The sequence below is a fragment of the Kaistella sp. SH40-3 genome, assembly GCF_030686865.1.
Lineage (GTDB): Bacteria > Bacteroidota > Bacteroidia > Flavobacteriales > Weeksellaceae > Kaistella.
In genome coordinates this window covers 156,539-182,288 of sequence record NZ_JAQYUS010000007.1, presented here as the reverse complement: position 1 = coordinate 182,288, position 25,750 = coordinate 156,539, and the positions used below count along the sequence as shown (strand labels likewise).

At 33.0% G+C, this 25,750-nt stretch carries 23 protein-coding genes and 1 pseudogene; 5 read left to right on the top strand and 19 right to left on the bottom strand.

Going from position 1 to position 25,750, the window contains the following annotated elements; all coding sequences use genetic code 11:
* Positions 1-75 precede the first annotated feature (75 nt).
* Positions 76-1,434 (top strand): annotated as a pseudogene (locus PUH65_RS12280) (IS3 family transposase).
* 149 nt (positions 1,435-1,583) lie between these two features.
* Here the strand turns inward: PUH65_RS12280 and PUH65_RS12275 are convergent.
* The 14 genes from PUH65_RS12275 to PUH65_RS12210 all read right to left on the bottom strand — a co-directional run bounded on the left by PUH65_RS12275 (position 1,584) and on the right by PUH65_RS12210 (position 18,810).
* Positions 1,584-4,580, bottom strand: a complete 2,997-nt coding sequence (locus tag PUH65_RS12275) for a type I restriction endonuclease subunit R (RefSeq protein ID WP_305520290.1) — start codon at positions 4,578-4,580, stop codon at positions 1,584-1,586.
* Positions 4,537-4,764, bottom strand: a complete 228-nt coding sequence (locus PUH65_RS12270; protein ID WP_305520289.1) for a hypothetical protein — start codon at positions 4,762-4,764, stop codon at positions 4,537-4,539. The genes PUH65_RS12275 and PUH65_RS12270 overlap by 44 nt, the downstream gene beginning before the upstream one ends.
* A 17-nt stretch (positions 4,765-4,781) precedes the next feature.
* Entirely contained in the window at positions 4,782-6,947 is a 2,166-nt protein-coding gene (locus tag PUH65_RS12265; RefSeq protein WP_305520288.1) for a DUF262 domain-containing protein, read from the bottom strand.
* Complete coding sequence (locus PUH65_RS12260) at positions 6,944-8,968, bottom strand: DUF262 domain-containing protein (protein ID WP_305520287.1); 2,025 nt, start codon at positions 8,966-8,968, stop codon at positions 6,944-6,946. The genes PUH65_RS12265 and PUH65_RS12260 overlap by 4 nt, the downstream gene beginning before the upstream one ends.
* Before the next feature lie 38 nt (positions 8,969-9,006).
* Complete coding sequence (locus PUH65_RS12255) at positions 9,007-10,155, bottom strand: restriction endonuclease subunit S (RefSeq protein ID WP_305520286.1); 1,149 nt, start codon at positions 10,153-10,155, stop codon at positions 9,007-9,009.
* The gene (locus PUH65_RS12250; RefSeq protein WP_305520285.1) at positions 10,152-11,750 is read right to left on the bottom strand and encodes a class I SAM-dependent DNA methyltransferase; all 1,599 of its coding nucleotides are present in this window, start codon (positions 11,748-11,750) and stop codon (positions 10,152-10,154) included. The genes PUH65_RS12255 and PUH65_RS12250 overlap by 4 nt, the downstream gene beginning before the upstream one ends.
* A 27-nt stretch (positions 11,751-11,777) precedes the next feature.
* On the bottom strand, positions 11,778-11,975 hold the full coding sequence (locus tag PUH65_RS12245) for a hypothetical protein (protein WP_305520284.1): 198 nt from the start codon (positions 11,973-11,975) through the stop codon (positions 11,778-11,780).
* A 117-nt stretch (positions 11,976-12,092) separates the two neighbouring features.
* Positions 12,093-13,142, bottom strand: a complete 1,050-nt coding sequence (locus PUH65_RS12240) for a hypothetical protein (protein WP_305520283.1) — start codon at positions 13,140-13,142, stop codon at positions 12,093-12,095.
* Positions 13,143-13,251: 109 nt separating this feature from the next.
* Positions 13,252-13,941, bottom strand: coding sequence for a hypothetical protein (locus PUH65_RS12235; RefSeq protein ID WP_305520282.1), 690 nt, complete (start codon positions 13,939-13,941; stop codon positions 13,252-13,254).
* A gap of 66 nt (positions 13,942-14,007) precedes the next feature.
* Positions 14,008-15,483, bottom strand: a complete 1,476-nt coding sequence (locus PUH65_RS12230; protein WP_305520281.1) for a DUF2779 domain-containing protein — start codon at positions 15,481-15,483, stop codon at positions 14,008-14,010.
* 183 nt (positions 15,484-15,666) lie between these two features.
* Positions 15,667-16,587, bottom strand: coding sequence for a WYL domain-containing protein (locus PUH65_RS12225; RefSeq protein WP_305520280.1), 921 nt, complete (start codon positions 16,585-16,587; stop codon positions 15,667-15,669).
* Positions 16,588-16,604: 17 nt separating this feature from the next.
* Entirely contained in the window at positions 16,605-17,540 is a 936-nt protein-coding gene (locus PUH65_RS12220; RefSeq protein ID WP_305520279.1) for a WG repeat-containing protein, read from the bottom strand.
* Positions 17,531-18,610 carry a uracil-DNA glycosylase family protein gene (locus tag PUH65_RS12215; protein WP_305520278.1) on the bottom strand — a complete coding sequence of 360 codons (1,080 nt, stop codon included), beginning with the start codon at positions 18,608-18,610 and terminating at the stop codon, positions 17,531-17,533. Before PUH65_RS12215 ends, PUH65_RS12220 begins: the two co-directional genes overlap by 10 nt.
* On the bottom strand, positions 18,610-18,810 hold the full coding sequence (locus PUH65_RS12210; RefSeq protein ID WP_305520277.1) for a hypothetical protein: 201 nt from the start codon (positions 18,808-18,810) through the stop codon (positions 18,610-18,612). The genes PUH65_RS12215 and PUH65_RS12210 overlap by 1 nt, the downstream gene beginning before the upstream one ends.
* Positions 18,811-19,077: 267 nt before the next feature.
* Between PUH65_RS12210 and PUH65_RS12205 the strand changes: the two genes are divergently transcribed.
* From PUH65_RS12205 to PUH65_RS12195, 3 genes are read left to right on the top strand one after another with little or no spacing between them, the layout of a single operon-like run.
* A complete protein-coding gene (locus PUH65_RS12205) occupies positions 19,078-20,028 on the top strand; it encodes a hypothetical protein (RefSeq protein WP_305520276.1) in 951 nt (316 codons plus the stop codon).
* Between the two features lie 11 nt (positions 20,029-20,039).
* Positions 20,040-20,900 (top strand): helix-turn-helix domain-containing protein, encoded by an 861-nt coding sequence (locus tag PUH65_RS12200; RefSeq protein ID WP_305520275.1) that lies wholly within the window; start codon positions 20,040-20,042, stop codon positions 20,898-20,900.
* Between the two features lie 44 nt (positions 20,901-20,944).
* Positions 20,945-21,802: a hypothetical protein gene (locus PUH65_RS12195; protein WP_305520274.1), complete on the top strand. Its 858-nt coding sequence runs from the start codon at positions 20,945-20,947 to the stop codon at positions 21,800-21,802.
* Positions 21,803-21,857: 55 nt separating this feature from the next.
* Here PUH65_RS12195 and PUH65_RS12190 read toward each other — a convergent pair whose 3' ends face one another.
* The 4 genes from PUH65_RS12190 to PUH65_RS12175 are packed head-to-tail and all read right to left on the bottom strand — an operon-like array spanning position 21,858 to position 24,260.
* The gene (locus PUH65_RS12190) at positions 21,858-22,757 is read right to left on the bottom strand and encodes a WYL domain-containing protein (RefSeq protein WP_305520273.1); all 900 of its coding nucleotides are present in this window, start codon (positions 22,755-22,757) and stop codon (positions 21,858-21,860) included.
* A gap of 39 nt (positions 22,758-22,796) precedes the next feature.
* Positions 22,797-23,435: a metallophosphatase domain-containing protein gene (locus PUH65_RS12185; protein WP_305520272.1), complete on the bottom strand. Its 639-nt coding sequence runs from the start codon at positions 23,433-23,435 to the stop codon at positions 22,797-22,799.
* A gap of 42 nt (positions 23,436-23,477) precedes the next feature.
* Positions 23,478-23,927, bottom strand: a complete 450-nt coding sequence (locus PUH65_RS12180; RefSeq protein ID WP_305520271.1) for a hypothetical protein — start codon at positions 23,925-23,927, stop codon at positions 23,478-23,480.
* A gap of 60 nt (positions 23,928-23,987) precedes the next feature.
* Entirely contained in the window at positions 23,988-24,260 is a 273-nt protein-coding gene (locus PUH65_RS12175) for a hypothetical protein (protein WP_290218253.1), read from the bottom strand.
* A gap of 136 nt (positions 24,261-24,396) precedes the next feature.
* Between PUH65_RS12175 and PUH65_RS12170 the strand changes: the two genes are divergently transcribed.
* On the top strand, positions 24,397-24,948 hold the full coding sequence (locus PUH65_RS12170) for a WG repeat-containing protein (RefSeq protein ID WP_305520270.1): 552 nt from the start codon (positions 24,397-24,399) through the stop codon (positions 24,946-24,948).
* A 1-nt stretch (position 24,949) separates the two neighbouring features.
* Here the strand turns inward: PUH65_RS12170 and PUH65_RS12165 are convergent, their stop codons facing one another.
* Positions 24,950-25,636: a hypothetical protein gene (locus PUH65_RS12165; RefSeq protein WP_305520269.1), complete on the bottom strand. Its 687-nt coding sequence runs from the start codon at positions 25,634-25,636 to the stop codon at positions 24,950-24,952.
* Positions 25,637-25,750 lie beyond the last annotated feature (114 nt).

Genomic DNA, 25,750 nt, shown 5'->3' with positions numbered 1-25,750 from the left:
GTACTGATTTAGTTCAGAACTAAGATAGTGTTTTCATAATAAACAGAACAAAAAAATAATTAAATTTGATTTATTATGACAGCCAAAAAACCAATCAGTAATCCTGAAAATTATTTAAAAGACATCCGCAGAAAAACCAGAAGGATTTTCACGGCGGAACAAAAGATCCTCATTGTGATGGAAGCCCTTCGGGCTGAAACCTCCATTGCCGAACTCTGCCGCAAGCACGCTATTCAGGAATCTACCTTCTACAAATGGAATAAGGAGTTCATTGAAGCTGGTAAAAAGCAACTCTCGGGAGATACTGTTCGCCAGGCAACCTCCGAAGAAGTCTCTCAGCTTCGGGAAGAGAACCGAAAACTCAAGGAGACGGTCGCCGACCTCGTTATCCGCTACGACATTGTAAAAAAAAGTTTGGAAATTCTGGAATAACCGAAAAATACAGAAAGTATATGAGGTTGTTACCTGAAGAAAAACTGGAAATCATCCAAATGGTTACCCGTAGTGAAATCGGCGTCAACAGGACGCTCAGGGAACTTGGCATTCACAAAAGCACCTTCTACAAGTGGTATAATCTGTACCTTGAGAAAGGTGAAGCGGGATTTCATTCTTCCCCTTCTTCTGGCAGAAGGCAGTGGAACAGCATTCCTGAAGAAGAGAAAAATCTGGTGGTAAAAATCGCTTTGAATTATCCTGAACTCTCCAGCAGAGAACTGGCTCATAAAATCACCGATGAGAAGGGTGTATTTATCTCAGAATCCAGTATTTACCGTATTTTAAAGAAAAGAGGACTGATAACGGCTCCATCGCACATCCTGATTTCTGCCTCGAATGAATTTAAGGGTAAAACCAATTTTGTTCACGAAATGTGGCAGACGGATTTTACTTACTTTAAAATTCTGGGTTGGGGCTGGTACTATCTAAGCACGGTGATTGACGATTTTAGCCGCTATATCGTTCATTGGGAATTGTGCCGAAATATGAAGGTGAATGATGTTCAAAGAACGATTGACCGAGCTGTGAAGAAAGCAGGTTTAAGAAAAGGACAAGTTCCGAAACTTCTATCGGACAACGGTTCTTGCTATATTACCGAGGAATTAAAGGATTATTTACACGATAATCACGGCATGAAGCAAATCCACGGAAAACCCGCTCATCCACAGACACAAGGCAAGATTGAACGCTACCACAGGACGATGAAAAATGTGGTGAAACTGCATCATTATTACAGTCCGGAGGAATTGCAAGCCGCTTTGGAAGTGTTTGTAAACCGCTACAACAATGAGCGTTATCACGAATCTTTGAAGAATCTCACTCCAGCGGATGTGTATTTTGGAAGAGCCCGAAGTCTTGAAGATAAGACAGCAGATAAAATCTGAAACTCTAAAAAGAAGAAAAAAGGAATATTACAAAAGAAAATTAATCGAAACCTAATTTTTTTTCTTTTTAAAAGCAAAAAACTAAACTTTAAATTCTATATTTGAAACAGAAAACACTCTCTAAGAAAAAGTACACTTTCTTTTGAAGACATACATTTTTGTCATAGAGAATTTAGATAAACAATTTTATAAGGATGATACAATTTATTTATTTTGAAAATTAGCATAACTATAAACATGCTGATAAACTGCAACACTTTTCATGCTTACTTCCTCATCAGTATATTTGGTTTCAGGTAGCCAAAGAAGTTGGTCGTAAATGGTAGTTTTTATACCTGCTTTCAATTCCCGGCTTTCTTTCCAATTGGGAATATTAAGTTTCTCTTCCTGCAATATTAATAATGTTTTTTCTGCTACTTTTTTCACTTGTTCTCTTTCTGCAGCATTCAGTTGTTTATCTTGAATTAATAAATCAAAAATAGACAAAGTGGGTTCATCTAATTGTTCCAAAAAGGCTCTCTTTTCTTCTTGCGAAAGCGTTTTCACAAATTCCGTCAATTGGTCAAAACTTCTTTTGAGTTCAGTTTCAGATTTACCGTTATTGTAAGCTTCAACAATTTCTTTGTACCGCTCATAAAATTCCATTCTCAAAGGATTTTCTTTCAGCATTTGTTCTAATTTCTGCTCAACTGCTTTATTCAAATCATAAACCAATTCATTTTTCCTTTGTACTTTTTCAAATGCCTTTCTCAGTTCATCTACATTCAGGTTTGATAAATCTATAACCACATTTGCGGATTCAGAAACAGCATCAATCATTATAGAATCATTCACCACAGCTTGCAGTTTCATTATAATTTCTGTTACATCTGCGCTTGTTGTTTTCTGATTGAGTTTGTTATAAATCGCATCAATTGCATTGTATTGCTTCGTAAATTTTTTGGCTTGCTTTTCAGGGAAAAGTGCTTTGTATTTTCTAAAAACATTTCGAGCAGCAATTTCAAATTTAGCACGCGATTCGTCATTTCTGCAAACTGCATTTGCTGCATTATTTACAGCTGCAATTTTTCCCATTGCAGATGCTTCTATTAAAATATTCAAATCAAAATTCTCCTCATTCAGCATGCTTACCACCTCTTCAATAGCTGTTTGAATTTCGACAGCCATTGCCTTTAATTCCTCAAATGGTTTTTTAGCTTTGCCATCATCGCTTCCTTTTCCATTTTGTCCTTCTCCATAAATGGCGTAAGCTTTTTCTAATTGTTGGTACACATTTCCGTAATCTACAATCAGTCCGTTTTCTTTTTCATCATCATAAACACGGTTTGCACGCGCGATGGTTTGCATTAAAGTATGCCCTTTTATAGGTTTGTCTAGATAAACAGTAGAAACGCAGGGTGCATCAAATCCTGTAATCCACATGGCACAAACAATAGCCAATCGAAATGGATTTTCTTCGTCTTTAAATTCTTTTTCCAGATTACGTTCTACCATTCTGCGACGATGCGGTTCAATTTCCAAATTCATTTTTTTGAATTTATCCATTTCATTTTGCTCCGAACTGATAACGACACAAACTTCGGTTGAAGCTACTAAATTATACTTGCGCTGTAATTCCTGCTCTTCCTGAATATCAGCGGCTTTTGTAATGCGTTGCTGTAATTCTGCCAAATACTCCGGCCAATATTCAATCACGAAATCATACATTCTCACTGCGGTTGGCTTGTCTAGTGCTACAAACATTGCTTTACCTTGATAACCACGCTCATTGAAATGCCACACCAAATCTTTTGCAATAGCACGAAGTCTTGATTCTGCGGTTAAAATAGGATACTCTTGTTTGAATAAATAAGCCAGTTTTTTCTGCTGATCTTCATCCAAATCTTCCTGCTCCAAAATTTCCGCCATTTGCTCATCTAAAGCTGGATTTTCTATATTTAATTTTTCCCCTCTATTCAAATATTTCAACGGAAGTGTTGCTTCATCTTCAATCGCTCTTTTGAAATCATAAACCGAAACATATTCTCCAAAAATATTTTTGGTTACTTCTTCTTCATCTTTGATAATCGGCGTTCCAGTAAAACCTAGATAAGAAGCATTTGGCAAACCAAAAAAACGCATATTTCTGGCATATTTCCCGCCTTGCGTTCTGTGTGCTTCATCGGAAATAACGATGATATTTTTTTTGTCGGTTATTAATGGATATTCTGTTTCTATATTCGGATCAATGGAAAATTTATGAATTAAAGAAAAAACATAGCGGTGGTTTTCACTTAATAATTCCCGCAAATGATCTCGACCAGAAATGCCTTTCTTCTTGCCGGCAATTACGTTCTTATTGTTTACCACTCCTACTCCAGAAAAAGTATCATAAGCTTGATTCTCTAGTTCGGTGCGATCCACTACAATCAAAAAAGTGTAGGAACCACCAAATTTTCTGTGGATTTTTTCACACAGAAAGACCATAGAATAGGTTTTACCCGAACCTTGCGTATGCCAGTAAACTCCTAACTTACCTTCGAGGTCTTCGATGTTGGAAACATTATCCAGCACTTTATTAACGCCAATAAACTGGTGGTTTTTAGCCATCAGTTTTACAATATTGCAATTGCTTTCATCGAACAGCAAAAAGTTTTCAAAAAGATCCATCAAATTTTCAGGAGCCCAAGTTCCACGCAGCATGGTATCTAAACTGACTATCCCTTCCGCTTCTTCCGTGATTCGTTTCCAGTCCAGGAAATATTTATAAGGACTTGTAATCGTACCAACTTTTGCATCAGTACCATTAGACAGAATTACGAAAGCATTGTGGTAGAACAAATGCGGAATGGTGTCTTTATAATCCTTAAAATTATCATCGTAAGCAGATCTTAAATCATTTGCATGCGATTTTAATTCAAAGAAAACCAAAGGAATTCCATTTACAAAACCTATGACATCTGGACGTCGGTTATGCAATTCTCCACTGACTTCCAACTGACGAACCGCCAGAAAATCATTATTGTGGTAATCTTTAAAATCAAATATTCTTAAAGTTTTCTTTTGCGATTTACCTTCTGCGGTCACAAACGAAATCTCTACGCCATTTTTTAGAAACTGGTATTTGGTTTTGTTATGTTGCGCAATGGTTTTATCTGCTTCATGCTGCACCAGTTTTTCAATGGCTCTGGAATAAGCCAATTCGGGCAAATCGGGATTCAATCTTTTTAAAGCTGCCAAAAGATACCGTTCCAAAAACCACTTCCGTTTTGTTATCCCGACCCAACAAACCCTGCTCGCCAAAACTTTCATTTTGCCACGCAGTTACCACTTTCCAGCCGAGTTCTTTGAGAACTTCTTCTGTGGCTTGCTCTATGAGTGCGTCTTCTGAGTATTCGTAGGACATATAATACAGTTTAACAATTAATCTAAAACTACCATTTCTTGTAAAATTAATTCTATTTTATCAATTAATAATTGACCTTTTTCAATAAAATCTTCATCAAGTTCGACTTTATAAAAACCTTCTTCAGTTACTAAATTTTCATGCAATAAATTATCAAATAAATTATTTTGCTCATTTGCTATTTCTATTTTAAAACCTTTTTGGTTTGCATCCATTGTTAATCCTGCCTTTAGCAAAAGCATTTTCGAAGCACCATGATAATCCAAATGAATTATTTGTCTATTATTGTCAAACAATATCCAATTGAAAATATTCCATTCTAAATTAGTGGAAGATTCCATACTACTATTTAGCATTATTACTTCTAAAGGATTCTCGGTTCGATTTTTCCAAAAATAATAACCCTGAGTTTCAGCGTAATGTAATTGATTATCATATTTAATAAAATAATACCTCCAGTCTTTATTAGATACATTTAGATAATCAGCAGAAGTATTTTCTAGTGATTGTTTTAGATCTATTCCAATATTTATTTCATCTAACGTTTTAACAATATTTTCTTGTTCGAATCTTCTTTGATTTGTTGTAAAGAAATCTCGCCAAGCATCACTCTTGTGAATTAAAAATCTTTTGCGTACATCTTTGTCACGATTGGAATAATCACCAGTTGAAAGTAAAGCCTTTCTTATTAATGGTGTTTCTGCTTTATAACCATTATCGAAGACCTCAACAAACTTCTCTAATATACTATGATAATTTTGTTTTTTATGATTTATAAAAAGTGATAAGGAACCGCGAAGAATATCGTGGTTTTCATAAGCTAAAAGCTCATTCTCTGTATCTGTTAATTTCTCCTCTAAATTTTCTTCATCAATTTGATTTTGATTAAAGGTATCAAATGGAATTTTTCCGAATAAAATAAGATCATTTACATGTAATAAGAAACTATGCATATTTTCGGGTCTCATTTCAAAACCACTGTTTGAAATTAAATTTCGCAACTGCCTAAATCGAAAAAATAAAACATTTTGATCGACCGGGTTTTGCAATGAAAGAGTTAATGCGTAGAACATGATTAATTCAGCATAACGTAGGCTAGAAGTAGTTGCTTTTATAAAAAGGTTTTCATCACCTTGCCAAAAAACTCTAATTAAGTCAATTCTACCCAATGCTTGGGTAGAATGATAGAAATAATTATTGTAGTATTCGCTGATTCCTTTTCTATCTTTGTCATACAGATTATAATATGAATCTAAAAACTGAATGAAAAATTTTAAATCTTCTTCAGTAGCAAGCATTTCTCGAAAGCATTTATCTGCATCCTCAATTTTTTTTGCTTCAGAATTTAGTACGTAATATCTAATTGTAAATATGTTTTTAAATAAATTTAAAAAACCAGAATCAATTTTACAATCTTCTTTCCAAAGCATATTTGTCCATTGAACATCTAGCTTATTTGATATTTCTTCTTTATAAGTTGGAAATTTTTCTTCAAGATACTTTTCAAAAGAAGATTTGAAAATCTCATAGCGAGTGAGACTTTTACCCCTAGAATTCATCTTTATATATAAATCATCAGTAAGTCCAAATTTTTCTAGATCTAAATAATAAAATATTATTCTTTCCTGCTGAGTAAGTTTTTCCCATAATTTATCTACATTATAAAATTGATCGTGTACAGCATCTAAAACAACCAACATTGATTGTATCGTTGGATCATCGTTGTAAGAATTTAAAAACTTTGCTTGATTTTGAATTTGTTTTGAAATAGTTTTACTGGAATCTAAATCAAAAATAAAATCATTAACTAAAGATTTACAAAACTCATTTGCAGAATGTCTTGTTTCGTATGAAAACAGTAACAACTCTTTATTTTTAACAAGTCCATTTTCTAAAGATGCATAAAGATGAAGTAAAAATAAAGTCGTTAATCTTTGTTGCCCATCAATCGGTGTCATACTTTTATCTTTCAAAATACTTCCATAAATGAAGTCTACCACAAGGGTTTCTTCTATGCTGGCTGTATCATTTTTAAGAGCATCAAACATGGCATTTAGTAAATCTTTTCTAACATTGTTTGCTTTTTCTGTATCTCTTCCATACGCATAATCTCGTTGAATTTGCGGTATTACGATCCTACCTTTTTGCAGTAGTGACCAAAAAGTGTATTTTCTATTTTTCATTCTTCTACTAATTCTGGTTTTAGGCTTTCTGTTATTGGCGAGAGATTTTCTATTTCAAGATACTCGCTTAAAATTAAATTTATGTGCGACAAATAATTCTTACGATCATTTTCACTCCAAAAATATAATTGCTGATTAAGAAAGTTTTCATCTTTTACATTGTGGTATTTCAAAAATAGATTTTTTGTACAAAGTGGAATATATTTTCCTTCTGCATCCATTCTAAGGATTTCTTTTCTTTTTACTTCAAAAATAGAATTACTTAAAACCGTATTCTCTAAACCTCCAAGTAATGCCATATTTGAAAGCAAATGAATTTTATTTTTTAAACCGCTTGATGTATCTATTAAATTTAAAAATTTAATAACTCTATTAAATTCATTTAAAAATGTTGAGAAATCTAATTTGGAATTTTCACGCTGTGTTCCTAAACTTTTTAATATTAGTTGAAGTTCAGATTTATTTTTATCTGAAATAGTGTCAATTGTTGTAAAATGTGATAAAACAGGAATATGCTCATCAATCCAATTGTACCAAGATTTTTTTTCATCTTTATTTAAGTTGTCAGAATTCTGGGCGTGAATATGCTCCAAAGTCCATTTCATTTCTTTATGAAGGTGGAAAGGATAAAAATCTAAACTTTCTAATTTGCGAACCGTTTCTACATTATACAAGATAAGAATGCGCTGTATCTCTTCATAATTTGCTACATAATCTATTGTTGCCAAATCAAAACTTACACTTCCTGTAATTACACTTTTTAAATGTTTTAAAAAATCATTTTTATTCTGTGTTGATGCTTTGGCTAATAAGTCTATCAAAATGGTATCTCCCATGATACAAACAAGATATCCAATTTTGTGGTAAAGGTCTCGGTCTTCATACCAATAGCAGATGGTTTCATAATAAAGTTCTATTTGCATCCAAATCTCCCATAAATCACTACCTTTTCTTATTTTTCGGTCGAAATATAAGAAAGTATATAAGTTGTCATTTTTATTTAGATCACTAAATTTTTCATTCTTAATATACTTTTTGGAAACTAAATCAAATAACAATTCAATTTTTGAACTGTATTTTGTTATGTCTTTATTGGTTACAAAATTCCAAAATCTTGGACTTCCCAAAGAATGTTCAATCATATCCCATTTTTTGGAAATATGATTTTGTTTTTTAGCTTTATCAATTTTCAATGCAGTATTTTGCAAATCTTCATTCGCACTATTGCTTAGTAGATAATCTAATTTAAATTTACTGTCTTCTGAGAGAAATAATGCTTTTATCAATTCAGAATTAGTCAACGGAATTTTGGAATCATTTAATCTATTAAACAATTTTTTAGAATCTAACGCACTGTCTTTTTCAGTTTGATTAACTTCGTACCAAATTACTTGTGTAGACTTACCTTGCCTTTGAGAATCTGCTGAAGATTTTTGCCCAAAAAACACTGAAAAAAAACTTGGAAACTGTTGCATTGTTGCTCTTTTTTCATAATCTTTCCCTGGTAGATTAAACCAATCTACGATATGCTTTAAGCCAGATGTTAAATAAAACGAGTCGATACTTGTTCTATCAACTGCTACACTTAAATTATCATCTTCTGAAATAATACTTAATTTTTCAAAAACATCTTTAAGTTCTGGCCGCGTTTGATAAAATAGATTGTAGCAGTTTTTAATTTTAGAAATAGGGGTTATAATATTATTCATTTGAATAATAAGTCTTATGGTAGTCAATCTTTGCTGACCATCAATTACTTCAAACCATCTGTTGTTATCATATTTAGATTCTAATTCATTTTCTGCAACAATTGTAGGGTCTAATTCTTTTACTACAATTGGCTGTAAACAGTAGAAATCTCCACTATTCTTATTAGTAAAATCCCAAATATCAGAAAGCAATTGAAAAATGTGTATTTCTTCCCATCGATAACCTCTTTGATAATCTGGAATGAAAAAATTTCTTTCCATTAAATCTGGTATGGCTATCAATTCTAGTTCATTAAGACCCGTTTCATTCATAATTATTTATGTTTTTTATTTTTTAAATTCATTTTTCCTCACACCTCCACAATCCCCATCATCAAACGCGGCAACAAAAGATCACGCGCCTCACGTAATCGCTGGTTTTGATTTAATAGCAATTGTTGTGAATCCTTTAGTTTTAATACAATGCTTCTGAATTTATCTTGTACTTCTTTAGATGGAACTATCATTTCAATTTTTCTCAATATCGGAGCATTGGCGTTGGGTTGTGCAGCACCTCCTGCCATATTCTGAACAATTTGAACAAAAGAATTGGACTCAACAAAAATACCTACCAAAACATCATCAATCTCAGGCTTTAATTTTAATCTAATCAAGTACGATGCGAATACTGCCTCTGGACAATTTTGATTAATCCTTTTTCCATAGCCAACTGTTGCTCCTGTACGCGCGATAACTATATCGCCGCTATTAAGAAGATATTTTGGTTTCTGTTTTTCATTAATTAAGCAATAAGGCACAGTTTCCCAATTTATATTTGAACCTACTATGTCAGTTATTCTTAAAAATTTAGGACCAATTATTTCAGTACTTGCAGATTCTGTGTAACCGTATTGCATAGATTCTGTAATATCTCCAAAACATTTCTTCTCCCAACCTTCCGGCAAACCCGTTTCTTCATTCATCACCGCAGTTTCATAGCCCGGAAAACGCATCCGCACAAACCATTCTTCGTAGGTTTGTTGTGCCATTTCTTCCAGAATTTTGATGCGATTCAAGTTGTTCTCTATCAAATCATCATAACCCGATAATATAGAAGCAATCTTTCGCTGGGTTTCAATTGGCGGAATATTAACAATATATGCAGTTAATAAATTTCTATTTAGAGTGGGTACTGCTCCTCCAGAATTAAATAATGTAAAATCTAAAGTTTGCAATAAATAATATGCAAACTTTTCATCATTATCTTTAAAATCTTTAACCCATAAAGATGTGTTATGAGGCCAGAAATCTTCATTTGCAAATTGAAATTTACCTAATGTACCAGATCTACCAGTTAAAATTCCGGGTGCTTTTACTTTCGAAACATTGTGATAACCTAAAATTGATGTTGATCCATAAACTGGCACATTTCCTTCAACAAAATTATTTCGTGGCAAATCAAATCCTCTTTGAAACCAAACAAAATTAGTTAACCTCATACTTTTCCAACCTTCCCTCATAATTTAAAAGATTGAATTTGGTTCATCAAATCGTTGGCTTCGGTATTCAGTTCTGCCAGTTCGCTGTGCAAGATTTCCATGCGGCTTTTGTAATCAAAGTCCATATCAATATCGATGTTAACACCTACATATCTTCCCGGCGTTAAACTGTAATCCTGTTCGGCGACTTCGTCCAAAGTCACCACTTTGCACAAACCTTCGATATCGCGGTATTTTCCATCCGGGAAATGTTCGTTGAACCAAGCATTATCTTTGGCAACTTTGGGTGCTTCGCCACGATGCATCGCCATGATGGCGGTTAAACCTTCCATCTGCTCTTCCGAGAAATCGTTGATGGTGGTGCTTACTTTCCGATAGACATTTCGGGCATCGATCATTAAAATTTTGTCGCGGTTGCTGTTCGATTTTCCTTTATCGAAAAACCATAAATGACAGGGCAGAGAACGCGTATAGAAAAAGTTGTTGCTGATGGAAACAATACAGTCCACATTGCCCGTTTTGATGAGTTCTTCCCGAATGCGTTTCTCTGCATTTCCAGCATCTGTCGCCGAAGAAGCCATTACAAAACCGGCTTTTCCGGTCGGATTGAGGTAAGACATAAAATACTGAATCCACAGATAATTGCCATTCCCAATCGTTCCTTTCCCCGTTAAAGGCGCACCAAAAGGCAAACGCTGATCTTCTGCCAGAAATTTATTTTTCGCATCTACTTTATCCACATTAAAAGGCGGATTCGCCATCACGAAATCACATTTGCCAAACAGTTCAAACGGATCGGAATAAAAGGAATTGTTATTCGCAATTTTCCCTTCGATGCCGTGAATGGCTAAGTTCATCTTCGCCAAACGAGTGGTGTTCGATTTATATTCCGTACCATAAACGGTGATGGCTTCGTTGACACTTTTATTTTCGGTGTCTTTGATGAAATGCGCGGTTTGCACAAACATTCCACCCGATCCACACGCCGGATCATGAATAATCCCGTGATTCGGCTGAATAAAATTCACGATCAACTGTACCAAAGATGGTGGCGTAAAAAACTCGCCACCTTCCTGCGCACCAGCTCCCATCATGGAGAGTTTCATTAGGAAATATTCATAGACGCGACCGAAAACATCGCCTTTCGCGTTCCGCACCGAATCGGAATTAAAAATCCGAATCAGATTTGCCATCAAATTATTATCAGAATCATCTTCAGGCGTTAAATCCTGATAATTTTTAGGTAAAATTCCCGCCAGTTCTTCGTATTCCGCTTCGATGAGTTTCATGGCGGTATTTACGGCTTCTGCCAGATCTTCACTTTCGGGCAAAGAAGCCAGATAGGTATATTGCGCTTTCTCGGGCAAAAGCATAGAACCTGCCGCCGCAAAATCTTCTTTGGTGGCTTCGCGTCTTTCTTTAGTCCGTGGATTGATGGGTAAAGTCTGGCTTAAATTTTCTTTGGCTTCTTCGTATTTATTTTCTGCAAAACGCAGGAGAATTAATCCCAGTAAAGGATCTTTATATTCAGAGGCCGTGAGTTTAGAGTTCGCACGCAGTTCGTCTGCGGCTTCCCAAAGTTCTATTTCGAGTTTTTTGATGTTTGATTGAGTCATTTTTCTTTTTAAAGTTGAATTCTGATATTAGGAATTAAATAGGATTTCCTTTCTTGTCGACAATTTTAAAACCGAGTTTTTTAAGGGAATATTAACCTGTCCACCAGCAAAACCATCCTCCCTCAAACTGTATCCCATTATCTCCGCTGTACATCTCATCAATTCTTTGGGCGGAAGCGTGTTACCATTTGGTAAAAGCACATCATATTTGGTAGAATTTATCAAATTGTGTTTTCCTTTCGATAGATATGAAACTGCCTTATCGACATCTTCTTTGGTAATAATTTTATATAAATCTTTTGCAAAAATTTCGTTGGACAGTAATATTTTTATGTTTAAAGATTATTCAGTAATATTTTTTATTTTTTCATTGAGCTGAGTAGATTCCATTTTGATGCTATTGGTTTCTGAAAGTAGAGAGCGCTTTTCATCTTCAATCTTTGTCTGACTATTTTTAAGACTATTCATTTCTGCTTCACTATCCGAAATTTCTAAACCGATATTATTGATTTGTTTTTCCAGTTGAAGTATTTCTATTTTAAGATCACTGACTGATGATTTCATTTCCAATACTTCATTTTCAACTGAAGAAATTTTTGACTCCAAGTTTAAATATTCGTTTTCTAAATTTTCCGCCTTACTACCAAAAGCTTCTATTTTATTTTCATTTTCTTCAATTTCCTTGGCATAATTCGTTTCCAAAACAATTCGGGAGGCCGCAATGTATTTAAAGATCTGCGTTCCTTTTGCAAAATCACCTTTTACGAGTGTTCCCAATTCATTCCAACTTGCCAGCAATATTTCCTGAGCTTCACTCCAGCTTTTAACATGTTTGAAACTGCGGTACAGCATTACACCCATTACCAGAAAACCGACAGGACCTATGACGAAAGAAATAGCGGAAGACATTCCGGTGTATAAAGCGAAGGGAAGCGTAATCCCCAAAAGAGAAGTAATGGCACCGACCGTAGAACTTGCTAACATGTAAATACCAAAGCCAGAGAGTTGAGCTGCGCCCAACGCACCAATTCCGCTTAAGGAAGCAATTTGATTTTTATCTAATCCCGCTTTTCCCAGCTCTTCAACGATTTTGTCTTTTTCTTCCTGACTTAATTTTTCAAATTCGTTTTGAAATAATTCTAAATAAAGTTCTCTTTCAGCATGAAGAATTCCTTTGGAAAAATCAATGTTTTCATTATTCTTTTCAGCAATAGAAGTAATAAACTGTTTGTAATTTAAAGGATCCTGAAACAATCCCTTTGCCGGAAGTAAAAGCTTTGAGATTTTAGAAACAATTTCTTTATCATCATTTTGCTTTAAACCTAATATCTGAACGAAAGCTTTTTTTTGCTCCAGGTTCATTTCCTGAAGTAGGGTGGAAATATGATTCATTAGGAAGTAAATATTGAATTGATAAATTATTTATTAGAAGTTGAAATTTAAGAAAAATTAACGATTTTTTTAAGGTTTAGTTAAATAAAACTTCCATCCTTATTAAAAGCTACTTTCTCACCGAAACCCATTCCCATTTCTTAGCACTATATGTCAAAGGATCAACCGTGAATTTATATTTATCAGCAGCTAAGATATATCGGATATCACCATCACTGTCTTTGAGAATGACGGAGTTTCCGGCGATTTCAATATTGCCCACAAATTCGAAAGATTCCGCATTGAAGGTTTCCCATCTTTCGACTGTGCTGAGCAATTTAAATTTCTGCCCGATCTCTTGCGCGTAAGAATCTACAAACTCCTGATAATCATAGTCGGTTACTTTGTTCAGGCTTTCGACATCGATTGAAAAAATGCCCGTTTTTATCTCCACCTCTCTGGTTTTTAAATGAATGCCTAAAATTTCTTCAAACTCCTTTTTTTGCGCATTGCGAAAGAGTCTGTTGCTGTCGTTGATCTTCTCTACCAAAAGGTCTGCGACATACTCCGAAAAATCTTCATCAATATCTACGGGTTGAAAATCATGCCAAGGAAAACGCTCATTCAGCTCATCAAATGCACCGTAAAAACTGTCGTGTATCTGGTTTTGATCTGTCGGGATTTTTTCCAGTTCATTACTGATTGGAGTGAATTCCAGAAAATAATCAAAACCCACTTCATTTTCCTTTTCGCGGCATTTAATCGCTACGAGAATTTCATTATTATGCATTTCAAATGCACTTACTGCCTCTTTTTCCATTTTATGTAATTTTTTATTGAGGTAAAGGTAAGCTGGCAATCAGACAAATTGCGTCGCATAGGAATATTAAATATTCTCCACTAAAAATTGATAAATAAGCACCATTGCCAAAGTATCTCTTTCGCAATATTTCAGAAGATTTTCTCTCAAATTTCCATCTGTGAAATTTCCATTTTCGATCGATTGATGAAACAGAGAACTGGCAGCTCCACCATCCTGAACTTCTAAATTTTCATAAGTAAAATCGGGAGCAATTGCAGGTAAAACAGATTTGATGGAAGCCGAATTTTTCATCGCAGGGAAATAACAATGACCACCTTGAAAAACTGGCAGTAAATCTACAATTCGATCTACCAATTGATGTAGAAAATCTGCATCTTCAGGGAAAAATTTTGCCAAGTCATTCAATCGACCGACTTCAAAACTTTGGTTGTAAGTCACAATATTTCCTGTGTTGCCAAAATCTTTTTTCAGTTGTTCTATCATTTGTTTTAAAGGATTTTCGCCATTGCTAAAATCTTTTGGATTGGCGAGAAACTCTTTATGCGTCAACTTCCCATCTTCTTCTAAAATATGCAGCGAATATTGAAATTGAACTTGCTGGTAAGGTCTTGTTCCATCTAAAACTGGAATGGCTGGAAAAATAGTTTCAAAATCAAAGAAATACAAAGGAAATTCCCAAGAAGAAATGATATTTTTAATAGCAATTTTATCCAAATAAGTTTCATCATTTTTCAAGCCTTTTCGTTGAAGATTTTGAAAATGAGTTAAGGGAAAATCATCAGGAATTTCTTCAATTTTCAGAATATTTTGTTCGTAAAGATTCCATGGTTTATTTCTGCCTGCACGCAATTCAAACACAGAATTTTCAGGAACATGCTTCCAACAATGATGAGCATAATCGCAACCAAAAGGATTGGAACAATGTCCGCCAATTTCCACCACTGGCTCTTGCTCAATCTCCAACATTTTCAATAATCTATCCAAGTTTTCTGCAACCCAATCTTGATTGGCCAAAACCTGTTCCGTAATATCTGTAAGTGTGAAAATTTCGGTGGTTATTTCGCCTTGTTTTACATATTGATTATTGATGTACATCATGAAAAATCGATCTGGAGCAAAACCTGCGTTTTTCATCACAAAATATTGCAGAGAAGCATCGGTAAAATGATAGTCTTTCACAGAAGTGGTGCTTTTCACTTCAATTGCCCAAACTTCATCATCATTCCGATGGAGAATATCGAGCATACAGAAAGCATTTTTCGCGCTAAAAGTGGCTTCATAAATGGTTTCCACTTTTTCGGAAATCCATTTTTTTGTATTTTCTATAGAAGGTTTTAAGTTGGAATAATTTTCTGGCGTTGCATCTTTTCCATTGGGAAACATTTGTTGCGCCAAAGTTCCGATGCGATGTCCGAGATCAAAAACTGCTTGCGTTTGATCATCTATTTCTGGTTTCAAGTCTTTTCTGTAGAAATCAAACCACAATTTTTTGTCACATTGGATTCCGGAAACGAATTTAGATTTGGAGAGGTTTTTCATAGTTTGAGTTTTTAAATAGAACTATATAAAATTTTAACACATAAGTCACATAAGATTTAGATTTTCTGCTTTGAAAACATTTTAGAACACATAAGATAGAAAATCGAAGATTTTCAAAACTAAGGTGAACTAATGCTTACTAAAATAAGAAGCATCAAAAATAAACTTATGTGTTAAGAAAGATTAGTTAAAGTTAATGAGCATCTCTTCCACTTCTTTTCTCATTGATTTTCTGAAACTTTCGGGTGAAATTATTTTAACAGAACTTCCCAATGAAAGAATTTCTCTTTCAAAATCGAAAGTCGGAACCAATATTAGTTTGATGCGGAACTCCTTGTCATTATCAACCAAAATTTCTTGGGAATGATGCAATGGAAGCGTTTTGATGTATTTTCCTTGATCAGCATCAAAGGAAAGTACAATTTCTTCCGGCGTTTCATCTAAGGTTGAAATAATGCCAAACGAATTTTCAAAATCTTTTTCGATATCGTATTGCTTTGGTTTAAAGGAAGATGGCGAAATTTCCAACTCTGAAATCCGGTCTAAACCAAAAGTTTTGAGAAAATATTTTTCATCGTTTTTTTCGTGTGCCAACAAATACCATCTGTTTTTGAATTCTTTCACCGCATAAGGTTCCAAAACTTTATCGTGAGAAACGCCTTCCCAAAATTTGGTGTACTTCAAAGTGACGATTTTTTGGTGTGTAATTGCATGAACCAAACCGTTTATCCAATGCAAACCCCGAGATTTTCTTTGCTCAAAAAGCATGATATTTTTTTTACCTTTCACATTGCGAAACGCTTCTACAAGCAACAAATTATCAAAAACATCTTCTTGAAATTCATCGTAGTTATCGTCATCAATTGCGTAAGTATTGGTGGAACGACGGTAAATTATATTCGTTTTCAAAACTTTGGAAATCGCTACTTTGTCGCGTAAAAAAGTCCTTTTCGTGAATTTTAAATGATCCAAATCGATATCGTCTTGCTCATATTTCTTTTCCAAATAATCCTGGATTTCTTCGTAAGACGCACCTCTATTTTTTCTACTTCGAAGAAAATCTTCTATAAATTTTAGCCGAAGCATTTGTTCTATTTTTGCCATATTGCTATTGATTTATTTCAAAATATTGGGAATTTAACTGGTGCCATTCCCATCAAATGTCTTATAAAATTGACTTTCGCGGTTTCGGATTCATTTTCTTTCAAATCTTTTGGAGCGTATATAATTTCTTTACTAATGCTGTCAAAAATGAAAAATTCCTGTTTTTCATAATCGAAACACATTGCTTTTCCTTCAACAAAATTATTGATTGCTACACTGCTGATTGCGGGAACCACAATATTCCCTTTAAAATCAATTATTCCGTGCATCAGTAATTTTCCTTCTTTTACTTTATAGAAGTTTACAGAAGTGTCGATATTAGAGCCATCTTTATCGCTGATTTCTGCAAAATTTAAAAACGCTCCATTCGTATTTAAAAAATCATATTGGAAAGGAAGAATTGTATTGTTATTAAAATCCACGACACCATATCTTAGTTTGTCGTAAGAAACACATAAATATTTTTCATTATAAGAACTAATGTCTTGGTAAATGAACGGGAAAACAATTTCGTTTTGCTTGTTGATGACTCCAATTTTACCATCTTTACAAACAAAAACACTATCTTCAGAAAAATAATCTACTGTTCCAAGCACTGAATTATTTTTCATCCAGAGTTTTCCATCTTCAAATTTATAATCTGAAATATTGTCGTATTCGAACGGAATTACAATTTTGTGATGAGAATCAACATAGCCCCATTTGTTATTTTTCTTCACGGCAAGTAAACTTTCGGAAAATCTGATCATTGCAAAATCATAAATAATTGGGATTACCGTTTCACCATTTCTGTTGACCGCTCCATAAACTCCATCAACGGAAACCACCGCTAAATCTGTTTCTTCATCAAAAAAAGTAACCTCTTCCCAATCTGTTGGATACTCGCCTGTGTTATCGAAATGCATCAATAATTCATCGTCGATGTCTTTTGGTTGGAGTTTTCTTAATTCCATTTTTTTAGTGGTTCCTTTATCGTTCCTAACAAAATCTTTAAATCATTTGAAATTTGTTCCTCAATGGATTTTTCAGAATTGTAATTTTTAAAACTTTTATATACTAACCAACTATCTTTCTCAAGTTCAGCGTTTTCTTCAAATAGATTTCTATAGATTTCTTTACCTTCTAATTCGAACAAACTATTGTTTATTTTTTCATTTGACCGAAAGGAAAAGTATTTTTTTGAAGTATCTAATCTAAAATCTAAAATGTCATTATTTATTCCTTTATAAACTGCTTGAAATATATTTTTTTTATTTTTAAATTCACTAAAACTGAAACCAAATTCTTTAAGATTTGCGTTTATTTTTTTTATATCAAAATCTCTTCTTTTAATAGTTTTTGCTTTAGTTTTTGCTAATGACGATAAACTATATGGTATTACAGATTTCTCATTGAGCAGTAATTCTAGTACTTTATTTATCTCTTCATATTCTTCTTTATAATTATTATAAGATGGATGTGGAATACCAAAAGCTTTGATATTGCCAATTTCACCTTGAACTAGCAGTCGCTTTTTGTAGCCATTTAATATTGTTTTTGTATTTTTAGATATTATATCAATACCAGTAGCAGTACCCAAGACAATAACAACTTCAGGATTTAAAATAGAAATTAATTCTAAAGTTAAATTCTTGCAAATATCAATAATATCAAAATCTTTTATTTCTTTAATATCATGAAATTTTGGAGTTGGAAAGTAAACGTAATTCATATAATTAAAATTATCATTTAATTCATTTATGTAATTCAATTTCATCAAATTATTATAAATTTTCCATTTTTTCCTATTTTTATATTCAGAATTCCCACTAAAAATATCCGCACTTGTTAAAAAATTATTAAAAGAAGTATGTCTGATATTCTTATTAAAATAACCAGCCGGATTAAGACCCAGAATTAAAATTTTCGAATCAATATTTAAGGGAGCTTGAAACGGATAAAAATCTAAGTCATATTTTTCTAAGATCGGAGTGACTTTTTCAATTACTTTTTTTGACCAATTTTGAATTTCTTGATTCATCATTAATTAATTTTTACAATTTCAAAATAAATTTCCGTACATCTTGTTTCTCCGACTTCAATATTGAATTTGGACAAAATTGCTTGTGTAATTTCTTTTGCACGTGGAATTCCATTTCTCTCGGAAATGGGTAATTCTACATTCATTCCTTTTACTAATTCCCCGCTTTCTCTTTTAGCGGTTACTTTCCAAAGATTTCCCATAACTACAGTTTTTTGTTTAAGATTAAGTTAATACAAAGACGTTTTCACGTTTTTATGACATTTCCTTTCAATATATTCCAAAGATAGATAAGTTGAACGACAATGCGTGGCGGTTTATAAATTTTTAGCAAAAATTTTAAGTAGAGAGAAAGTGAAATAACGATCAATAAATATCTTCAACTTAAAAATTGTGCGAATTGTTTTTCCGACTACCCGTTTTTGGAAGTCACTCCGCTTTTCTTTGCGAAAGAATTTAAAACGAAAATTATGTCATCAATTACTTACACGGTCGAGATTCCACCCATCCATTATCTTCTTCTAGGTTTGGAAACAGCTATTTTTAAACATCAAGAACCACAAGCAGCAAAAAATGAAGCGCTTTCTTACTTATCCAAAGTTTTAAGGGATGCGGTGGAAAAAGAAATCATTGAAATTTGGGACTTTGATAATGAAGTCAGTGCAGATCTAAAAAAAATTACTAATCTGGAAAGTTCCATTTATGCAGAAGAAAATGGAATTCTCAATTTTGAAAGAATTCTTCAATGTAAAATTAAATACACATTTAACAATTACATTATAAAAAATGCGGTGTTCAATCGGCACCGTCATGGAAGTCCCTCCCAAAAAATAGCATCCTACGGTTTTTTCGCTTTGATCGAAAATCAATCTGACAAACCTTCCAGATCAACAGTCATTAAAATTAAAAATGAAGAAAGAGAAAGCAGTGGCAATCCTTTCGTGCGCAAAAGAAACGAAAATATGAACCTCAATTATTTCGAAAAACTGAAAATACAGGAAGTTAAACAATTATATTTTGATCAAAATAATAATTATCAAAAGGAAATATTAAATACAAACTCCTTTTTAGCGCTTGAAAGGATTTTCTTATCCTTTCAAAATACGTTTATCATTACTAAATATCTTTTTGTACCAGAACATTTTCATAAAAATGCAACGGCTGTCATTGATTTACTGGTACAAACTTTTTCGCCTGAAAATGAATATGAATTTCATACTGCTGTAGAAATTGAGGGAGTTAAATTTTATGTTTATAAGCACGATCCTGTTTCTTGCGCACTCACCTTTTCGAAAACAGGCAAACTGTATATCAGAGATCAAAATGGCGTAAAAGAAGTTGATGAAAATACCACTTTTTCCGACCTGACCGACATGCCGGCTATTGACCAGAAATTACAAAACATTATCGAAATCATTTAAAAATAAGAATTATGGAAACCAAAAAACCGCTCCTGAGTTACGTTGTAAAAACGCAGTATGTCACTAACAAAGCCGGCTTAAAAACTTTATATCAAAAAGTATTTACTGATGAAAACATTTTGACTGCCCGACAAAATGCATTTGAGTATTATGAGGCAGCCATCGGATATTTAAAAAGTGAAAACGAGATTGAAATCGATGAAAATTCTGGTAAAATCACTTATAAAAATCCCGAAAAGTATGATCGGGGAATTGCAATTTATATGCGAATCAATGAGGATGTCAATAAATTCGGCATTGTAGATCAAGCTGAGACTCTCTACATTATTGGAGGGCATTTCGACCTATCGACCCGGGATAAGAATCGACTAAAATTGGGAAAGAACACAGAAGAGAAATATTTCAAATTATTAAAAATAAAATCTGACGCCAACCAAAAAGCGAACCTCGCAGGTACAGCAAAACGACTGCAATCAATGGCGGAACTTAATCGAATTAAAGAAACGTCTTTAGAAAAAATAGATTTTATAGGTAATGTTAGCGCAAAAGAAAGTCTGGAGCAGCTCTTAGAAAGCAGCTGCGCCTTCTTAAATACCGAGGGAGGAACCATAATTTTCGGTCAAAACCAAGCGATGGACGATAAAAAAGATGAGCATCTCGTTCAGGGAATGGCTTTTATCATGGAGCTATTACTTCCTTTATCTTACCCATTTGAACAGGATCATTTTACGTTTAAAAAAAGAAGTTTGCTGGGGCGTCAATTTTTAGAAATTACTATAACAAAAAGTGGCAGAGATTGCTTTTATAATGAACATTTCTATTATCGGTGCGCAACGGGTAATGTTTTAGATTTAGATAAGACCTTTTCTTAGCTGGACATTTTGAGTTAAAATATATATTTAGAAAAAGAAAACTTATGGAAAAATTTTTCGAAGTAAAAAAACACACCTATCCTAAAGTGCAAAAAGGAAGTGCTAACTCGTATGAAGATCTAGTTGATCAATTAATTAAAAATCAATTTGAAAATAAAATAACAATTGGAGAAATTCATAATACTATAAAATCATATATTGAAGAGGAAAATTTATTTTTTTTGAGAAACTATAATACCGCATCAAAAGATAATTATCATAGTCTTAGAAGAGGTTTTAAAATATATTTTGAAAAGGAAAATTTGAATATAGCTTTCTGTGATGATACATTTGTTATGTTATTTAATGCAATGAAACTTTTTGATTTAAGCTATTCGATGGAAAACCTAAAAAATTTATTTAATCAAAATAAACTAATATGTGCTTTTATAACAACAAACGAAGAAAGAGAATTATCTTTCTACAAAAATAAAGGAGCAATTATTACCAACTCTAAATTTAACGCAAACGGATGGCAACTTTCACATTTACACACCGTGAATTTTTGCAATTTTAGTGGAATTATAGTTAATTCTGATAGAAATGATTGGAGCAACGACCATAATACAAGAATAGATTTAAATACAGAATTTGATGATGAAAGTATAAAAAAAATAAAAGCACACTTTGTCAGATTAATACATCCATTAAACTCTTTTTTGATACCAAAAAATAAATTGATAAAATATTTTGGGAAAAGACTTGGGGAAGAACAAGAATTACTACAACATGTGGAAAATTATATATCTAAAGAGTTTCCAAAAATTTACGATGAATTTAAAGATATGGCAATGATTAAAGATGTCAATACTCCAAATTTTAATTCTAATAATATTCGAATAAATTGGAAAAATAAGAATTAAATAAATTTAAATCTGTATCAGTATATTTGGAAAAGCCACAAGTTATTGGCTTTTCCTATTTATTTCTCTTCAACGCAGCTTTCCAATACTCCAGGAATTTGTCTTTTAAAAACTGTGGTTCTACGACTTTTAGAGACCAGCTTCGTTTCATGATTTCCATGATAAAATCTTCATTAGGTTTTACGAAAAACTCAAACTGAATGGTTTGCTTATCTTCTGAAAGCACTTCTTGGGAAGGATGAATTGGGTTAGCTTTCAGATAATGTCCATCGCGGTGGTCGAATTCCAGAATCACTTTTACGGCTTCTTCATTGGTGAACATTCCTATTGCGTATTGAAAAGGTACGACAAAGTCAATTTCTTTTGGTCTAAATTTTCCTGAAGTTTCAATATCACGAATTCTTTCCAAGGCATAACTTTTGAACGGAACTTCACTCGAATCCGTGGCTAAAACATACCATTTAAAATCTTTCTGTTTCAAACGATAGGGTTGAATCGTTTTATTTTTTTCTCGTTCGGAAATATAATCGAAATAGGAAATTTTGAGTTCGCTCTTTTCTTCAATTGCTCTCGAGATTTGATAGAAATGGCGTAAGCCTGTATTTTTTCTGGTTTCAGGAATAACAAAGCCCGGCAACAACAAATCTGTATTTAAAGAGGCTAGAAAGATGGTAGAATTTAATAAGTCATTTTGGAAGAGGCCTTCAAAGTCTGAATTGATATAATATCGATTCTGGTTATCACATTCAAGATCTATTTTCCAGGCTTCTTTAATTGCTGATTTATCTTTATTAAACGTTGAAAGGGAATAACTTTCATACCGTAGGTCAGCAATGTCAGCATAAGCCTCAAATTGTTTTTCCACTTTTTTAAGAATCTCATCAACACTTAGCTTTCCATTCTCATTTAAAATTGTCCGAACCACTAAGGTCATTCTCAGAAATTTTCTATTCATTCTATTACATTTTGAACAAATTTAGGCAAAAGAAAAGAGCTATTCTTTCGGATACTCAAATTCCCAAGGACTATTCACCAAATTGTAATATTCATTCAACAAACTGCCATTGACAAAAGTGGTTTCATTTACTTTTTCTTCGCCATAAGCTTCATGAATATGACCAAACAAATGAAATTTGGGTTTTACTTTATTTACCGTTTTCAGTAAATCATCACAACCTGCATTGATGTTGGATGTCGTTCCATCTAATATCCCACCTACCGGACCATGGGTTACCAAAATATCGGTATTGGAGGGAATCATGTTCCAATATTTCTGAATGGGTTTTCCACGATCTACGTTGAAAGCCCAATTAAAAAAAGTGGGCGTAACCGGTGATCCCCAAATTTTAACACCTTCAATTTCAACGCCGCTATCGCAAAGATAATGACAGTTTGAAGTTAGTTTTTTCTGGATAAAATCGCGAGAATAATCTTCAAAATAGAAATCGTGATTTCCCGCGATAAAAATTTTGTGAGCATAATCTAATCTAAGAAACCAGTAGATAAAATCCTCAACTTCATGAGCCTTTCCCAATTTTGAAACATCGCCACCATGAATAATCAAATCCGCTTTTGGGAGATTCTTAAGTTTTCGATGCTGCCCATGAGTGTCGGAAATAAAAACGATTTTCATTAAAGTTGTTTATCTTTAAAATTAATAAGATTCTTCTTACATTTATCCTGGAAGTTTAGGTCTAAAAAGTGGAATATTCACAAAAAGATCAGGATTAAAAACTAAAGTTACACCTTCTTGTTCAAGAATTTTAATCGCTACTAAAATATCGTTCCTACAATCTTGATCGCTGTAAACAACTTCAGAATCATTACAATAAAGTTTCACCATTTTGAAAACATCATTTTGTTGTAAAGAAACTTTATAAACATAATATGATTTCACGCTAAAATCTAAAAAATCCTGAAAATCTTCATCCTCACTATCCAAGAGATCTTGATATTTCTCGGGGAATCCTTCAGTTGAATATTTATTTTTTAGACAGTATTGAAAAACAGCATCCATAATTTCAAACTCATAGAACTCCGATTCTTTCAAGTCATCAAGAGATTCCGTACTATTTATATGAAGAATATTTTGTTTCAGTTCTTTAATTAAATCAATCGTTTCCACAGCGTTTCTATTGGTTTTTGTTTTGAATTAAAGATAGTTTTTTCTTTCCATTTTAGTCTTTTAAATTTCGTAATCAGTCTTTAAATCTTCAAGCTGTTGTCGATCTCTGATTTTTGTCCAGACAATTCCCGACTTGGAAATAAAAAAACCTTTATTGCAAAATAATAGAATGATCGTATTGTCAGCAGCAATTTGCATTATTGAGTTCATCGTTTCTGATCCATCATAGAGCAAACTCCACGATTTTCCACGATCTTTCAATTGAAGCAAATGCGATGGATTTGTAGGGCAGATTCTAATAAATGTTCCTTTAAATTCTATAAGTTGCGACATTTTCCTTTTTAAAATTAGGAAGCAAATTTAATTGACTGGTAAGACAAAACAGGACACTTAAAAAAGAAATTCATTAAAATTGATGAAGAGAATAATGACTCATTTTGTCTTAGAAGTGTATTATTTTTGAAGCAATATGAACTACCCAATTTTAAAAATAGAAAGACTGGATTATCAAACACCACTAACAGATATTTGTTTATTTGAAAGAGTGTTCGTGTATTCCTCAAAAGGATTGTTAGGTCTTATTGCAGACGATTTTGGATCTATCATTCCACCGATTTATGAAGAAATTATTCCCGCGTTTGATTTTCACTTTTGGGCTCGAAAAAATCACAAATGGAAACTTTACAATTTTAAAAACATTGAAATAAACGGAATAGAATTCAAGCATGTTACTACTTTTTGTAACGAATACGCCTGTGTAAGTAGAAATGGAAACAACTTTGGATTCGTGAACCGAAACGGTGAAATCAAAATTACAGATCACTATCTGAAAGGAAAACATCTGGGGAAATCGTTTTTTGCTGTAGGGAAAAACATTCGAGGACAGGTAAAATATGCAGTTATTGATCTTACAGAACATGTTATCATTCCATTTATTTTTGAGGAGATCCCAACTTTTACGGAAGTGGTTCTTTTGCTATTGAAAAGAAGAAAGCCACTTCGAGAGTGGCTTAGGTTATGATTTATTTCTCAAATTTAAGTTGCCAATTTTTAACCGCATCTAAAATCAAATTGCAGTAAGTTGAATGCTTAATAACACGATTATTAGGATGATATGCATTTAAAAGTAAATAATCCTTGTTCTGATAAAAATGCAAAAAATTATTTTCTACATCTGACTCAAGTTCTCCGAATAACTCGAAAAAGTCATCATCAAAAAAATTGTAAGTGCCGCCAAAAATAATGATATCCGGATTAATTAATTGTATTTGTTGATGCAGCGCAGTTTTATTTTCAGAATAGTACTCTTTAATCAAGTTCCAATCTGCCTGACTTCCGCCAGGAACTTTTTTTACGTTGATGTATGCAACTTTTTGCAACACTTTAATAATAGATTCATCTTCATAAAAATTCCCCATAGAATCCCAATCCTCGCCAGTAAAAATACCGTTTGAAGTATATATTATTGATGTGAAAGTATTTGCCCATCCGGTTTTAAGTCCTCTTCCTGATGTATTTTTTAAATCTTTAAGTGCGTCACGCATTGTCCAATCAGAGTCTGAACTATTTACCTCTTTTAAAATCCAAAGAATTTTAGGTGATGCTATATTGTATTTTGCAAAATCCACAATCCCGTCATGAATTACGTTCTCACCTGAAAATAGTTGATCACTTTCTAGTTCAGCCAAATTAAATTTTTCTAATGTCATATTATTTTTTTTTAAAATTACATTTATTTATCCAAAAATTAGATATTCCATTTCTCCTTTATTTCTTTAAAATGAGAATGAAATCCAAATTTAAAATAGTCTCGAGTAATATTC

Bases quoted from the DNA above. Each gene is read 5' to 3' on its own strand.
- PUH65_RS12270 (WP_305520289.1), bottom strand. From the start codon at position 4,764: ATGTCCTACGAATACTCAGAAGACGCACTCATAGAGCAAGCCACAGAA.
- PUH65_RS12265 (WP_305520288.1), bottom strand. From the start codon at position 6,947: ATGAAAAATAGAAAATACACTTTTTGGTCACTACTGCAAAAAGGTAGG.
- PUH65_RS12260 (WP_305520287.1), bottom strand. From the start codon at position 8,968: ATGAATGAAACGGGTCTTAATGAACTAGAATTGATAGCCATACCAGAT.
- PUH65_RS12255 (WP_305520286.1), bottom strand. From the start codon at position 10,155: ATGAGGGAAGGTTGGAAAAGTATGAGGTTAACTAATTTTGTTTGGTTT.
- PUH65_RS12250 (WP_305520285.1), bottom strand. From the start codon at position 11,750: ATGACTCAATCAAACATCAAAAAACTCGAAATAGAACTTTGGGAAGCC.
- PUH65_RS12240 (WP_305520283.1), bottom strand. From the start codon at position 13,142: ATGAATCATATTTCCACCCTACTTCAGGAAATGAACCTGGAGCAAAAA.
- PUH65_RS12235 (WP_305520282.1), bottom strand. From the start codon at position 13,941: ATGGAAAAAGAGGCAGTAAGTGCATTTGAAATGCATAATAATGAAATT.
- PUH65_RS12230 (WP_305520281.1), bottom strand. From the start codon at position 15,483: ATGAAAAACCTCTCCAAATCTAAATTCGTTTCCGGAATCCAATGTGAC.
- PUH65_RS12225 (WP_305520280.1), bottom strand. From the start codon at position 16,587: ATGGCAAAAATAGAACAAATGCTTCGGCTAAAATTTATAGAAGATTTT.
- PUH65_RS12220 (WP_305520279.1), bottom strand. From the start codon at position 17,540: ATGGAATTAAGAAAACTCCAACCAAAAGACATCGACGATGAATTATTG.
- PUH65_RS12215 (WP_305520278.1), bottom strand. From the start codon at position 18,610: ATGATGAATCAAGAAATTCAAAATTGGTCAAAAAAAGTAATTGAAAAA.
- PUH65_RS12210 (WP_305520277.1), bottom strand. From the start codon at position 18,810: ATGGGAAATCTTTGGAAAGTAACCGCTAAAAGAGAAAGCGGGGAATTA.
- PUH65_RS12205 (WP_305520276.1), top strand. From the start codon at position 19,078: ATGTCATCAATTACTTACACGGTCGAGATTCCACCCATCCATTATCTT.
- PUH65_RS12200 (WP_305520275.1), top strand. From the start codon at position 20,040: ATGGAAACCAAAAAACCGCTCCTGAGTTACGTTGTAAAAACGCAGTAT.
- PUH65_RS12195 (WP_305520274.1), top strand. From the start codon at position 20,945: ATGGAAAAATTTTTCGAAGTAAAAAAACACACCTATCCTAAAGTGCAA.
- PUH65_RS12190 (WP_305520273.1), bottom strand. From the start codon at position 22,757: ATGAATAGAAAATTTCTGAGAATGACCTTAGTGGTTCGGACAATTTTA.
- PUH65_RS12185 (WP_305520272.1), bottom strand. From the start codon at position 23,435: ATGAAAATCGTTTTTATTTCCGACACTCATGGGCAGCATCGAAAACTT.
- PUH65_RS12175 (WP_290218253.1), bottom strand. From the start codon at position 24,260: ATGTCGCAACTTATAGAATTTAAAGGAACATTTATTAGAATCTGCCCT.
- PUH65_RS12170 (WP_305520270.1), top strand. From the start codon at position 24,397: ATGAACTACCCAATTTTAAAAATAGAAAGACTGGATTATCAAACACCA.
- PUH65_RS12165 (WP_305520269.1), bottom strand. From the start codon at position 25,636: ATGACATTAGAAAAATTTAATTTGGCTGAACTAGAAAGTGATCAACTA.